Origin of the sequence: Thiorhodococcus fuscus, assembly GCF_042682685.1 — a bacterium.
Classification (GTDB): domain Bacteria; phylum Pseudomonadota; class Gammaproteobacteria; order Chromatiales; family Chromatiaceae; genus Imhoffiella; species Imhoffiella fuscus.
In genome coordinates this window covers 43,538-57,407 of sequence record NZ_JBHUHX010000004.1, presented here as the reverse complement: position 1 = coordinate 57,407, position 13,870 = coordinate 43,538, and the positions used below count along the sequence as shown (strand labels likewise).

The 13,870-nt window shown below is 62.9% G+C and carries 9 protein-coding genes; 2 read left to right on the top strand and 7 right to left on the bottom strand.

What is annotated here, in order from left to right; translation table 11 throughout:
- Positions 1–114: 114 nt before the first annotated feature.
- Positions 115–774: a thiopurine S-methyltransferase gene (locus ACFSJC_RS01900; protein WP_386022400.1), complete on the top strand. Its 660-nt coding sequence runs from the start codon at positions 115–117 to the stop codon at positions 772–774.
- An 18-nt stretch (positions 775–792) separates the two neighbouring features.
- On the opposite strand, the gene ACFSJC_RS01895 is transcribed toward ACFSJC_RS01900, so the two are convergent.
- The 6 genes from ACFSJC_RS01895 to gpmI all read right to left on the bottom strand — a co-directional run bounded on the left by ACFSJC_RS01895 (position 793) and on the right by gpmI (position 11,341).
- Positions 793–1,665: an alpha/beta fold hydrolase gene (locus ACFSJC_RS01895; RefSeq protein ID WP_386022397.1), complete on the bottom strand. Its 873-nt coding sequence runs from the start codon at positions 1,663–1,665 to the stop codon at positions 793–795.
- Between the two features lie 105 nt (positions 1,666–1,770).
- A complete protein-coding gene (locus ACFSJC_RS01890; protein WP_386022394.1) occupies positions 1,771–5,616 on the bottom strand; it encodes a DUF1631 family protein in 3,846 nt (1,281 codons plus the stop codon).
- A gap of 45 nt (positions 5,617–5,661) precedes the next feature.
- Positions 5,662–7,833, bottom strand: coding sequence for an alpha-amylase family glycosyl hydrolase (locus tag ACFSJC_RS01885; protein ID WP_386022391.1), 2,172 nt, complete (start codon positions 7,831–7,833; stop codon positions 5,662–5,664).
- Between the two features lie 92 nt (positions 7,834–7,925).
- Positions 7,926–8,933: a protease SohB gene (gene sohB / locus ACFSJC_RS01880; protein WP_386022388.1), complete on the bottom strand. Its 1,008-nt coding sequence runs from the start codon at positions 8,931–8,933 to the stop codon at positions 7,926–7,928.
- A gap of 17 nt (positions 8,934–8,950) precedes the next feature.
- Complete coding sequence (locus ACFSJC_RS01875) at positions 8,951–9,790, bottom strand: thymidylate synthase (protein WP_386022385.1); 840 nt, start codon at positions 9,788–9,790, stop codon at positions 8,951–8,953.
- Positions 9,791–9,793: 3 nt separating this feature from the next.
- On the bottom strand, positions 9,794–11,341 hold the full coding sequence (gene gpmI / locus ACFSJC_RS01870; RefSeq protein WP_386022382.1) for a 2,3-bisphosphoglycerate-independent phosphoglycerate mutase: 1,548 nt from the start codon (positions 11,339–11,341) through the stop codon (positions 9,794–9,796).
- 301 nt (positions 11,342–11,642) lie between these two features.
- Here gpmI and ACFSJC_RS01865 point away from each other — a divergent pair, with 301 nt between their 5' ends.
- Positions 11,643–12,902: a glucose-1-phosphate adenylyltransferase gene (locus ACFSJC_RS01865; protein WP_386022379.1), complete on the top strand. Its 1,260-nt coding sequence runs from the start codon at positions 11,643–11,645 to the stop codon at positions 12,900–12,902.
- Positions 12,903–12,908: 6 nt separating this feature from the next.
- Here the strand turns inward: ACFSJC_RS01865 and nikB are convergent, their stop codons facing one another.
- Entirely contained in the window at positions 12,909–13,865 is a 957-nt protein-coding gene (gene nikB, locus ACFSJC_RS01860; protein ID WP_386022376.1) for a nickel ABC transporter permease, read from the bottom strand.
- Between the last annotated feature and the right edge of the window lie 5 nt (positions 13,866–13,870).

Sequence of the window (13,870 nt, the reverse complement as noted above, 5' to 3'; positions counted from 1 at the left end):
GCGCGATACGGACAAAGGCGTGCACAGAAGAAGCGGAGACCTACCGCCATATCGAGACACGCCCTATGATGATGCGCTTCAACTCACGACGACGGTAGAGGGCCTGCGCACACGATGGACGCCGAATTTTGGTTGGAACGATGGCAGCGCCGCGAGATCGGCTGGCACCAGGACGACATCAACGCCCATCTTCAGGAATATTGGCCGAGTCTCGGCGTGGATGCGAACACCCTGGTCTTCGTCCCGCTGTGCGGCAAAACACTGGATCTCCTCTGGCTGGTCAGCCAGGGACACCGCGTGATCGGGGTCGAGCTGGTCGAGACGGCCGTCCAAGAGATCTTCGCCGAGCAGGGACTGACGCCAATCGTCACCGACATCCCACCCTTTCGGCTCTATCAGCTCGACGAGCTCCGCATCCTATGCGGCGACTTCTTTGCGCTCACGCCCGAGCATCTGGCCGGGGTAGGCGCCCTATTCGACCGGGCCTCGCTGATCGCCTTCCCGCCCGAGATGCGCCAGCGATACGCCGACACGCTCGCCTCTCTGATGCCGATCCCGGTCCCGACCCTGCTCGTGACGCTGGAATACGCCCAACATGAGCGGCCTGGACCGCCCTTCTCCGTTCAGCCGGAGGAGGTTCATGCGCTCTTCGATGCGCGTTACCGAGTCGAATCCCTCGCCAGGCTGGACGTTCTCGAAGAATCTCCGGCATTTCTCAAGCGACGCATGACGTGCCTGCATGAGCAGGTCTACCGACTCAGCCCCGGACCCTGATCCGAGACCGAGATGCGGTCAGCCGAGAGCGGTCGACCAAAAGTCGTCGAGCGCCTTCATCGTCTCTTCGGGCCGTTCCCAATGCGGAAGCCCGAGATTCGGCGCCAACGAGACCGAACGCCAATTCGGCCGTCTGGCCAACAGCTCGGGCAGGTGCTCGAAGGTGACGTAGGGGTCGCGATCGGCGATCGCCAGAACCGGCAGATCCGTCAGACGATCATAGAGAGAGGCGACCGCGTTGGCGGTAAAGAGCTGGGTCGAGAGGAAGGTCAGCGGGGCATGTCTCGCGCCCGGTTGGTGTGCGGTCGCGTAGGCGTAATCGATCAAGTCCGAAGGAACGCCAGCCGTCAAGGATCGACCGAGGAAATAGCGGATGCTGGGACGTGACGAGACCAACCGAAAGAGCCCCTGTCCGAGCAGCGGCAATCCGAGGAAGGCACGGATGAACCGCGCGGTTCGGGTTCCGGGCAGGCTCTGCCGGCCAAACCCCGTGGGCGAGATCATGACCAGCGAGGCGACCTGATCCGGCGCCTTGAGCGCGGCACGCGCCGCGAATTCGGCGCTGAGCGAGAGCGCGAGCAGATCCGCCGGCCGCCCGACGACCTGACGCAGGAAGTCGGCGATCGTCTCTGCATAGAACTCTGGGGAATATCCACCCTTCGGGCGGCTGGAATGGCCGAACCCAGGCAGGTCCAAACTGTAGACCGGTCGCGTGCCGCGATAATGCTCGAAGAACGGCTTGACCTCGAAGCTGCTGCAGGCCGCATTGATGCTGTGGATCAGCACCAGTGGACGCCCCGAGCCCGTCTCGTCGTGGTAATAGGCGACATGCTCGCCAGAGACCGTCTGATAGCTGGAACGGGTCGCCACTAAGGCATTGGGAAGTGTCACGGGGATATCTCCTTGATCAGAGGGGCGCGCGTCCCGGTTCGACGCCTCCGGAAGGAATCCGCGCCGGACCGGTTCACGCACACCAGTAAGGTGGAAGGAGGCGGATTAGATCATATCCTCGATGAACAGGGGTTTTCCGATCGCGTATCCCTGCGCATAGTCGACGCCGATATCGCGCAGGAGTTCGAGGATCTCCTGGTTCTCCACGTACTCCGCGATCGTTTTCTTGCCCATGAAATGGGCGATCTCGTTGAAGGATTTGACGATCTCCCGATCGTGCGGACTGACCAGAATGTCCTTGACGAACGAGCCGTCGATCTTGACGAAATCCACCGGCAAGCGCTTGAGATAGCTGTATGAGGACATGCCGGCCCCGAAGTCGTCCAAGGCGATACGGCAGCCGAGCGACTTGATGTCCTCCAGGATGATGGCCGCCTGGTCGAGATTCACGATCGCGGCGGTCTCGGTGACCTCGAAACTGACCATGTCGACCGGAATCTCGAAGCGCTTGATCCCGGCCCGAATGTAATTGATGAGCCCTGGATCGCTCAGCGATTGACCGGACAGATTGATCGCCACACCGCCGATCTCGCGCACCTTCAACGGATGGGCGCTGACCCAGCTGAACGCCTCTTCGATCACCTGCCGGTCGACCTCGCGCATCATGTTGAATGCCTCGGCAGCGGCGATGAAGGACTGCAGGGGGAGCGGCACGCCCTGATCGTCGTACACGCTCAACAGGATCTCGCAATGCGGACTCAGATCGGTGGCCGGATCGAGCGGTACGATCGGCTGATACCGCAGCTTCCTCCGCCCTGCCTTGATGACGTCCTCGGCCTGCGCCCAGCCGCGCATATGGTCGAGCTGACGAGAGATCAGCTCGTTGTCCTCGCGGAACATGACGACCCGGTCCCCGCCCTCGCGCTGGGCGGCGAGACAGGCGACGCTCGCGGCCGAGATCAGCTTCTCGGGACTGCTGTTGTCGCCAAGCAGCATGGCGAGCCCCAGACTCCCCGAAATGCGAAACGGCTTGCCCTGCAAATCGAACGGCATGACGTTCAGCCCAGCGCGAATGGACTCGCCGATCTCCATCGAATGATCCCGGTCCATCACGGGCGCCAGAAATCCGAAACGACTGCCTCCCATGTAGGCAAGACAAACGGCATCCGGGGCCACGCCCTCAAGCAGACGCGCCACGGCGGTCAACATGCGTTCGCCGACCGAATACCCGAAGGTTCCGGTCAGGGTGTCGTAGCGATCCAGCTCGAGAAACCCGAGCACATGACGATTGGACGCCCCCGCCTCCGTCAACAGGAGCTGTGTCAGCGATCCGACCAGACGGCGCTGATTGGAGAGCCCCGTCAGAGGATCGTGCGTCTCGTGATATTGCAACCGCTCCTGCATCTCGGAGAGCGCCGCATCGGCCGCGCGCGTCACGATCCGCTTGTCCGATGGCGCTTGAGCGCGGGCCTGACCACGCAGAAAGGCCTCGGCGAGTCGAGAACGCCGCAACACCTTCACCTTCTTGCCCATGGTGTCGGTCACCGCCAGACGGGATCCGTCCTCGTTGCGCCAGATGAGACGGAGCGCCTTGCTGGTCTCCTTCCCGCGCATCCAGATGAGCGCACCGAGCGACAGGTCTTCGACCTGGGTGAGCGCGCGCTCCCAATCGGACGGCGAGACGCTCGCCGGCATGTGCTCGGGCTCGTTCTCCGAATCGGGCAGAATCGGGCAGAAAAGCAGATAGTCGTCCTCGCGGTCGAGCGAGGCCCGCGAGCGTCGCACGGCGGTATCGATGCGCCCCAGCACATCGTTGACAACGATCGGATCTGTGCCGATATAGGCCAAGGCATCGCGCAGGCCGCCGACCAAGGTATCGAGCGTCATCAAGCCCTCGGGCGGCGCCTCACCCTCCCCGCCCGTCATGAGATGCACCGACCACAGCAGATCCCAATATCGTTTCCAGCGCTCGGACTGCATGCCGAGGTTGGCGCAGGTCATATCCAGCAGATTGCGCCAGCCGACCTGGAGCAGTTCGTCGATCACCTTGTGGATACGCTTGCCATCGAAGGCCGCGTTCAGCGCGCTGCGCACCTCTCCTCGGGCAATCCGGCCACGCTCGCGCGACTCGCAGACGCTGACCCAATTGGAGATGTTGCCTTGATACTCATTTCCGGCGCGCTGTTCGAGACTCGCCAAACGCTTCGACAACTCATCGACAAGCTTGGGATCGCGCCCATCCGACTCGACCAGCTTCTTCACCGCCGCTTCGTATTCGCGCCGCAACCCCTCGTCCGCCCCCTCGTCGTTGAGGAGAAACATCGCCAGATGTTCGAGCTGGTTGATCAGATTGACCAACGGCTGATTGTTATCGGCGATGCCGGACGGCGAGGTCACGGCCATCGAGAGCAAGCGGGTCGATAGCGGCTTGATCAGCGACTTGAGCCGCTGCGGCGTCGTGGGATCGGCCAGCATGTGCGACAGCAGTCGATCCGTCACGTCGACGCGCTCCTCGACCTGAGGAGACATCACGGGCCTATCGGCGGTATTGCCGTTGGATTTCTTCTCCTCCGCCGCGTGGAGCCACTGAGCGACGAGATCGCGCAAGGGACGACTGGGATCGGGGTCGGGCATCTGAAAACCCGACGGCAGATTGGCCAACAGATCGGCAATCCGTCGCCCGCCGGCATAATGCCGGACACGCTGGTCAAGCAGCGGATAGGTGAAAGGGGACTGATAGCCCGCAAGCAGATTCGCCACCAAACCGGCGGCCTTCTCGTAACTCGATGTCTGGGCGCTCCCTGCCGATGAGGGCGGAGGAACCGCTGTCCCGAGCGATTCGTTGCCGACACCCGAGTTCACGCCACCGGCCCCCATCCCAACAGATACGGAATCGGCCGCACCAGAGGCCGGCTCTCCCGCTTGTTCGCTGGCGGAGCGCTGCGCCTCCGCAAGCTCCAGAAGCCCGGAGGTGGTCCAAGAATGCAGGAGTTCGCGATAGAAGGCACCCATATTGCGGGACAGATGATCCGAAACGAGCTGCAGCGCCAGACGCTGAAGCTGGCTCCCGAGCCCGGCCTCCTTCAATACTCGCTCGATGGCCTCCGCCAGTGCCATGGGGTCCATCGGCAAGGCGCTGTCGTGGAACAGGCCTCCGATGTGGGTACGCAGCGCATCGAGCGGCTCGCGCAGATCCTCCTCAAGCCGGTTGGCGAGCTGAGACTTGGCGAGCCAGATCTCGAATTCGTCCTGATCGACGAGCTTCAGCCCACCCTCGTCGCCATTGCCTGACCCGTCCGACTTCGGCTTGGCCCGAGAGGTCTTCCCGATATCCTTGAGCGAATCGAGCAGCTCGCCCAACAGACGCTGAGAAACGCGTTCGCTTTGGATGGCCTTGGCCAGGATTCCGATCTCTCCGGCAAAACGTGCGCGCTCGGCGTCGTTATCCGCCTTCTCCGTATACTGCCAGAGTTCATCGACCAGGGTCTCCAGCAGCGAATCCATCATGCCGCCGAGCCGCTGCTTGCCGACGTTCTGCAGAACCTCGCGCGCAAGCGTGCGGGTCGGATTCGAGTCTGGATCCAGCTCGTCACGCGTTCTGGCGATGGTTTCGCTGATAAAACGCGCCAGACGCGAGCGTCCATCGCCGAGCAGCCGGATGAAACGGGCGCCGACGCCACGGTCGACACGGTGGACCACCTCGACCACGGCCTGCACCGGATCCATGCTTTGGGCATCGGGCAGGTCGAAATAGAGATCCACATGCTCCCCCGACTGGAAGGGCAACTCCAGCTCGGAGGCATCGGGGGCCAGCAATACACCCCCATTGCAGACGTTCTTCACCCGACAGTTCGTCGGCAACTGGTTACGCCCACGGACCTTGGCGTGAAAATCCACCGGATAGCGCGTCTGTATACGCCGGTCCCGATCATTTCGAGGGTGCTCGCTCATGCGCGTGATAATACACATTCAGGCGTTGGAAACCAGCACCGGAAATCAGCGTAAATACACACCATCTTCACCGACCTTTCCTGGTCCATCCAATACATAAATACCCGCCGAGTTGGCCGAAACGGAAAAACTCAGCTCCCCATCGCTGGCGATCTCATTCCCGCTCACCGCATCTCTATACAGGCCCGCTCTGACCCCATCCACCTGGATGTGCTGATCGCTCCCAATCGCGAGACCGACGACGGCATAGGATGCGCCATCGGAATGGTCCCGCACAAAGGACATGCCGTCGCCCCACTCGGCCAGCCGGGTCACCGGCGCCTTCTGTAACGCCGGAATGGCACGGCGGATCAGATTGAGTCGCTGGATGTGCCGATAGAGCGGATGAGACTGGGTCTCGGCGATGCGCGCGTCGGTGAGATGATCGCCGAAATAGGCGCGGCCGGTCTGGTGCAGGGTATCGCGCTCGCCCTCCACGTCCTGCGGAGCGCCCTTCATGAACTCGATCTCTTCTCCGTAGTAGAGACAGGGGATGCCGCGCAGGGTCCAGATAAGGTTATAGGCGGCCGCCGCCATCCACTGATCGCCCTTGAAGCGGTACTTGAAGTCGTTGTCCGGACCCACGTCGTGATTCTGCAGGAAGGTGACCAACTGGGTCACGTCGCCATAGATCCAGTCCATGCCGAGAACCTGGCCGGTTCCGGCATAGGTGCCCTTGCTGACGGTGTCGCGGAAGGTCGAGAAAAGCCCGAAGTCGAGCTGCGGAAATCCGGAATTTCCACCTGAGAGCGGATCGCGCGGATCCGTGCCGAGCCGGGTGTACCACCAGGGACGGATCTCGGAGGGACCGTTGTCTCCGCCACCCAGATCGCCCCAGCCGTAGCCCTTGACCAGATTCTCGCCGAACACGAACAGCCCCGGCTTGTGCGCCTTCCAGGCATCGACGTATTCGAGCAGGGTGTCGCGCTCGATGTGCTTGACGGTATCGATACGCAAGGCGTCGACGCCCATGTCCAGATAGCGCGACACAGCGCCGATGATGTAGTCCTTGAGGTTCTGGCGCTCGACGGCCAGATCGATGCAGTCGCCGGCGATGTGCTTGTGCTGCAAGGGATAGGCGCTCTCCCAGTCGCCGCCGCAGATGAATCCCTCCTGGTGATACCAGTCCGGATCCAGACTGCCCGGATCGATCCCGAAGAAGCGGCCCGGGTCGTAGCCGGGCTTGGGCAGGGTCTCGCCGGTCTTGGGGTCGACCAGCGGCTCGACGCCGTCCGGATCGCGAGCGTGGCGCTCGCGGTACCAGTCGGGTGCGACCGGATTGTCGATATCGTCGCGGTTCGGCCAGGCATAGTTGCCGAGACTGCCCTGATAGGGACCGTGATCGACCCGCCCCGGCTCGCTTCCGGCCGGGACATAGTATTTGATCGGCAGATGATCGATATGGACCTTGCCGCGAATACCGTACTGGCAGGAGTGATTGATCACCACGTCCTGGATGATCTTGATGCCCTTGGCGTGCGCGGCGTCGATCAGGTCCTGATAGGTGGCGTCGGGCGACTCCAGACGCGGGTCGATGCGGGTCCAGTCGTAGGCGTGATAGCCGTGGTAGTCGAGCCCGGAGCGGTTCTCCACCGGGGGCGTGATCCAGATGGCGCTGAAGCCAAGATCGCGAATGTAGTCCAGCCGCTGGATCAATCCCTTGAAATCGCCGCGCCAATGGGGGTCGACAGGATGGCCGGTCGAATCGAACTGGATACGGTCGCGGCAGAAAAAATTGTTGGATGGGTCGCTGTCGTTGAAACGGGCGGTCAACAGGAAGTAGATGGTCTCTTCGCGAAAATCGCAGCGCTCCTCGATCGGGCGCAGCTCTCCGAACCCGCTCGGAGCTAGAACCGGGGGTGGCGCGGGCCGCGCGACGGGATGCTCGACGGCCCCGAACCCCTTCGGCTCGACCGAGCTCCAAACCCCGCCGGCATCCAGCCAGCCATCGCTGTCGCGATACTGATCGGCCGTCTGGCGCCCGCACCCATCGTTGAAGACCAGACGGATCGAACTCACCCCCCGCAAACGGATGCGGTACCAGCCAGCACCAACGGGCTCCATCGGCAGACCCGGCCATTGGCTGGCGAAGCCGCCCGGTTCGCCGTCCCAAACATGGACGTGAACGGAATCGGCCCAACCGCTCGGTCGCTCGACATGCAAAAGGATGTCAGCCATGCTCACTCCATTGCGACAGCGCACTCAGGGTGCGCCCTCTGGGCATCCGTCTGCGGATGCCGTTCGCCCCCCAGAGGGAGGCCGCCCGCCGCTCAGCCGCGCCAGGTGACAAAGGCGCGATCCAGTGTACTCTGGATCGCCGACAGCAGACGCTCGATGGGCTTTTTCGCCGCGCGGTACTTGAGTTGCAACAGATCCCGCCCCTGGCTCGCGTCCAGGAGAAAGTCGTCGCTGGTCTGGATACTGTCGACCAGACCCAGCTCGACCGCGCGCTGCCCGTGCCAATACTCGCCCGTAGCCACCTGATCCAGATCCAGATCCGGACGGTACTCGGCGACAAATGTCTTGAACAGACGGTGGGTCTCCTCCAACTGCTCGCACAACTTGGCGCGCCCCTCGTCCGTATTCTCGCCGAAGAGCGTCAGCGTCCGCTTGTGCGCGCCGGCCGTGTGTAGCTCGAAATCCACGCCATAGCGATCCAGCAGACGATGGAAATTCGGCAGCTCGGCGAGCACACCGATCGAGCCGAGCACGGCGAAGGGCGCGGCAATGATGCGATCGGCGACGCAGGCCATGAGATACCCCCCGCTCGCCGCAACCTTGTCGACCGCAACCGTGAGCGGGATGCCTTTGGAGCGGATTCGCGCGAGCTGAGAGGCGGCGAGACCGTGCTCGCTCACCATGCCGCCGGCGTTGTCGAGCCGAACCAAGACCTCATCGCCCTCGCGCGCCTCCAGGAGCAGCGCCGTCACCAGCATCCGCAACGCACCGACCTCGCTGGCCCGGATATCGCCTTTGAAATCGATCACGAACAGCCGCTTGCGGCTATCCGCCCGCTCCTTTTCGCGTTCCTTCTCGCGCCTGCGCTCGGCCTTGAGGAAAACCTTGTATTCCTTGCGCGAGAGCGAGAATTCCTTGAGCGAGGATGCCAGGTTGCGATGGCGCTCGCCGAGATCCGTGACCTCCAGCCGTTCGCTCTGGTCGCTACCCTGGCGTAGACGAAAGACCAGAACCAGCAGAACGACGATACCAAGCAGCAGCGTCAGGGTCTTGGCAAGAAAGAGACCGTAGTCGACGAGCGACGTAAACAAAAGATCCATAGAGAAACGTCCTTCCTTCAGACGGCGATCGGGGCGCGAATGGCCGGAGCCGGATCATAACCGAGAACCTCGATGTCCTCGAAGCGGTAGTCGAAGAGCGTCTCCGCGCGGCGCTTGAGCTCAAGACGCGGCAGCGCCTTGGGCGTGCGTTCCAACTGGGCGAAGACGATCTCCGGGGTCAGATGATTGCGATAGAGATGCAGGTCGCCGAAGGTATGGACGAATTCGCCGACAGCCAGATCGCACTGATCGGCGATCAGGTGGGTCAGGAGCGCATAACTGGCGATATTGAATGGCACCCCAAGAAAAAGGTCCGCACTGCGCTGATAGAGCTGACAGGACAGACGCCCGTCGGCAACGTAGAACTGAAACAGACAATGACAGGGGGCCAGAGACATGCGGCCTGCACGGACATTGTCCTGCGGCGAGCGCGACTCGTCCGGCAGGTCGGCCGGATTCCAGGCCGAGACGACCAGACGGCGCGAATCGGGCCGCGTGCGGATGGTCTCGACCAGCTCCGCGAGCTGATCGACGACCCGCCCGTCCGGGCAGCGCCAACTGCGCCACTGCGCCCCGTAGATGGGACCGAGATCGCCATCCTCGGTCGCCCACTCGTCCCAGATGGAGACACCCTGCTCACGCAGCGCTCGATTGTCCGTGGAGCCGGACAGAAACCAAAGCAGCTCGTGCACCAGGCTCTTGAGGTGGACGCGCTTGGTGGTGAGCAGCGGGAAGCCCGCCTGCAGATCGAAACGGACCTGACGTCCGAACAGCGAGCGCGTGCCGACCCCCGTGCGATCACCCTTATTGAGGCCGTTGTCGACGACATCGCGAACCAGATCTAGATAGGCGCGCATGCGTCAGACCGTCGCCGGGCCGAGCAGCAGCGAGCGTCCGTCCATCACGTCAGGAACCGGGACACCCATGAGGTTGAGCACGGTCGGGGCGATATCCTTGATACCTCCACCCACTGCGAGACGCCAGGGCACCTCGTCGACCACCAGACAGGGCACCGGATAGACGCTGTGCTGCGTATGGGGGGCACCGGTGACCGGGTCCACCAGTTCGTCGCAATTGCCGTGATCGGCGGTGAGAATGACCGAATAGCCGCACTCGCGCGCCACGTCCATCAGTCGGCCGGCCTCGCGATCGAGCGTCTCGACCGCAGCGATGACCGCCTCGCGCACCGCCGTATGGCCGACCATGTCGCCGTTGGCGAAATTGACCACGATAAAGGGAAAGGTCTTGCGCTGCAGTGCCTCGATCGTCGCGTCGGCCACCTGAGACGCGCTCATCTCGGGCTGCAGGTCGTAGGTCGCCACCTTCGGGGACGGAATGAGCGCACGCTCCTCGCCCGGGAAGGGATCGTCGCGCCCGCCGTTGAAGAAGAAGGTGACATGGGCGTATTTCTCGGTCTCGGCGCAGTGGAACTGCGGCAGTCCGTCGTCGCTCAGGATCTGGCCCAGCGTAATCTTGGGCATGTCGTGATCGAAGGCGAAGGGCAGACCGTACCACTGGTCGTATTCCATCATGCAGGTGACCTTGACCCCAGTGACGCCACGGCGGTCGAACTTGTCGAAATCCGGCTGGAAGAAGGCCGAGACCATCTGGCGCGGACGATCCTTGCGGAAATTGACATGCACCACCTGATCGCCGTCTTGGATGCATTCGCCACCCTCGACCAGTGTGGGCTTGATGAACTCGTCGTCCTCGCCGGCCTCGTAGGCCGCCTCGATTGCCGCCCGCGCGCTCGGCGCGCGCCGGCCCTCGCCGTCGACCATGGCGCGCCAGGCCAGCTCGGTCCGCTCCCAGCGGTTGTCGCGGTCCATCGCATAGTAGCGGCCGGAGACGCTCGCAATCTGACCGCCCGCCATCTCCAATGCCTCCTGGATGCAGTTCAGATAGTTGAGGGCGGAGCGCGGCGCGGTGTCGCGACCGTCGGTGAACATATGGACCATGGGGCGCGCGCCCTGATGTTTGCAGAGCTTGATGAGCGCAGCCAGATGGCGCACATGGCTGTGCACGCCGCCATCGGAGACCAAACCCATCAGGTGGATCGGACGCCCCTGCGCTGCCGCCGCCTTGGTCGCCGCGACCAGGGCGTGGTTCTCGAAAAAGCTGTGATCCGAGATCGCCGCGTCGATCAGCACCAGATCCTGCCGAACCACGCAACCGGATCCTAGGGTCATGTGCCCCACCTCCGAGTTGCCCATCTGTCCATCCGGCAGACCGACCGACAGACCCGATGCCTGGATTGCAGTATGGGGATAGGTGGAGAAGTAGCGATCGAGGTTCGGCGTATTCGCGATCGCGATGGCGTTGTTGGCCTTGGACGGATTGAGACCGAAACCATCCAGGACGATCAGGATGACGGGTCGGCGGGGGACCTTTTTCATTGGATCACTCATCGCAACATTCCTCGATATTCCAACGGACCGAACGACAGGCTCGTCCCGCGCAAAAGTGCGCATTGTATCCCGATGCCGCGCCACTGTGGCCGAGCGCATCGATCGCTTGGCGAGACTACGGGAACCACGCAACCCAAACGAGAATTCTCGGGAAAGCCGCCGGTGAGATGATTATCATTGAGGGCCGCCACCGGCACATACAATATGCGGACGGACAAGGTACCGACATATCGAGAGACTAAACTCGATAATTTTCATAACAGTGCCCGCCTTCACCAGGCGCTTGAGGAGGACAGCATATATGCAGACCGAACGTATCATCGCCTTCGTCATGGCCGGCGGCCAGGGATCCAGGCTCCAGCCGCTGACGACCGGCCGCTCCAAACCCTCGGTGCCCTTCGGCGCCCGCTACCGGATCGTCGATTTCGTCCTGAGCAATCTCGTCAACTCGCAGATCCAGACCATCTATCTGCTGGTCCAGTACAAATCCCAGTCCCTGATCGAGCACGTGCGCAAGGCATGGACCATCTCGCCCTTGCTGCAAAGCCAGTTCGTCACCGTGGTGCCGCCTCAGATGATGTCCGGCGAGCACTGGTTTCAGGGCACCGCCGACGCGATCAACCAGAACATCAACCTGATCGAGGAGCATCGTCCCGACCTGGTCGCGGTGTTCGGCGCGGATCACATCTATCGCATGGATATCCGCCAGATGGTGGAATTCCACAAGGAGCGCCGCGCCGATGTCACCATCGCCGCCCTCCCCGTTCCCCTGCATGAAGCCTCCAGCTTCGGGGTCATCGCCGCCGACGAGGAAGGTCGCATCCAGGCCTTCGAGGAAAAGCCGGCCAACCCGACCCCGCTCGCCTCGGATCCCAACCAGGCATTCGCCTCCATGGGCAACTACATCTTCGATAGCGAGGTTCTGATCAAGGCGCTCAAGGAGACCCAGGAAGCCGGCGAAACCGATTTCGGTCAGCACGTACTGCCGCGACTGCTGCGCACCCACCGGCTCTTCGCCTACGACTTCTCCAGCAACCGTATCCCTGGAATCCAGCCTTACGAGGCGCCCGTCTATTGGCGCGACGTCGGCACCATCGACGCCTATTTCGACGCCCACAACGACGTTCTGGGCGAGGAACCCAAGTTCGACATGTTCAACCCGGATTGGCCCGTTTTTTCGAGCGGCTACCAGGGTCCGGTGGCGCGGATCCTCGGCGGACAGCTCGACAACACCCTGCTCGGGGCCGCGACCATGATCCACAAGGGCGCGCGCATCAGCAATTCCATCATCCGGCGCGAGGCGGTGATCGAGGAGGATGTGGAGCTGGATAACTGCATCATCATGGATTACGTGCGCGTCGGCCGAGGGGCCAAGCTGCGCAACGTCATCGTCGATCGACACAACATCATCGAGAACGGCGATCGCATCGGTTTCGACCGCGAGATCGACAGCCAGCGTTTCCACGTCAGCCAGGGCGGCGTCACCGTGATCCCGATGGGACGTGTCAGCTATTTCGCGCGCAACACGCGCGGCACGGGACGCGGCGGATACGCGGAATAGCCAGACTCAAACGGCCCGAACGCGTGGATCGATAGCGACATAGAGCAGGTCCGTCAGCGTATTGACCGCAAGATAGGTCAAGGCGATCAGCAGAACCGCGCCCTGCACCAGGGGGTAGTCGCGAGTCTGAATCGCCTCGACCAGCAGACTTCCCAAACCGGGCCAGGAAAATACCGTCTCGGTGATGACCGCCCCGCCCAGCAGGGCGCCGAACTGTAGACCGACCAGGGTCAGGATCGGAAGCCAGGCGTTGCGCAACGCGTGACGCCACAGAACGGCCAGAGGCCCCAGCCCCTTGGCACGGGCCGTTCGCACATAATCCTCTCCCAGCACCTCAAGCACACTGCTGCGCACCATCCGCGCCAGCACGGCCGCAAGCCCCGTCCCCAAAGTCACTGCCGGAAGAACCAGACTGAACGGCCCATCCCGTCCGCTGACCGGCGTCCAACCCAGCCACAGTGAAAAGACCAGAATCAGAAGCGGACCGAGCCAGAAATTCGGTATCGCCGCACCCAGCATGGAAAAGGTCATGGCCGCGCGATCAACGCCCCGCCCTCGGTAGTGTGCGGCGAGCACGCCGAGCGGAATGGCGAGCACGATCGCCAGGGACAGCGAGGCGACGGCCAACTCCAGGGTCGGCCCGACCCGCTCGCTCAACAGATCCAACACCGGACGCTGGGCATGCAGCGACACCCCCAGATCGAGCCGAACCAAACGCCCCAGATACTCCAAATACTGAGCCGACAGCGGCCGATCGAGCCCCAAGGCATGACGCAAAGCCTCCTGATCGGCGGGCCGCGCGCCCTCCCCCAGCATCACCTCGACCGGATCGCCCGGCACCAGGTGGATCAGCAGAAAAACCAGGGTACAGACGCCGAGCAGCATCGAGAGGGACAGGCCGATACGTGGCAGCAACGAAAACGCGATGCCTCCCCACGCCGGCTTCGGTCCAGCCGTCGGCATCCGAC

Coding starts and splice junctions, on each gene's coding strand:
- ACFSJC_RS01900 (WP_386022400.1), top strand. CDS start 115: ATGGACGCCGAATTTTGGTTGGAACGATGGCAGCGCCGCGAGATCGGC.
- ACFSJC_RS01890 (WP_386022394.1), bottom strand. CDS start 5,616: ATGAGCGAGCACCCTCGAAATGATCGGGACCGGCGTATACAGACGCGC.
- ACFSJC_RS01885 (WP_386022391.1), bottom strand. CDS start 7,833: ATGGCTGACATCCTTTTGCATGTCGAGCGACCGAGCGGTTGGGCCGAT.
- sohB (WP_386022388.1), bottom strand. CDS start 8,933: ATGGATCTTTTGTTTACGTCGCTCGTCGACTACGGTCTCTTTCTTGCC.
- ACFSJC_RS01875 (WP_386022385.1), bottom strand. CDS start 9,790: ATGCGCGCCTATCTAGATCTGGTTCGCGATGTCGTCGACAACGGCCTC.
- gpmI (WP_386022382.1), bottom strand. CDS start 11,341: ATGAGTGATCCAATGAAAAAGGTCCCCCGCCGACCCGTCATCCTGATC.
- ACFSJC_RS01865 (WP_386022379.1), top strand. CDS start 11,643: ATGCAGACCGAACGTATCATCGCCTTCGTCATGGCCGGCGGCCAGGGA.
- nikB (WP_386022376.1), bottom strand. CDS start 13,865: ATGCCGACGGCTGGACCGAAGCCGGCGTGGGGAGGCATCGCGTTTTCG.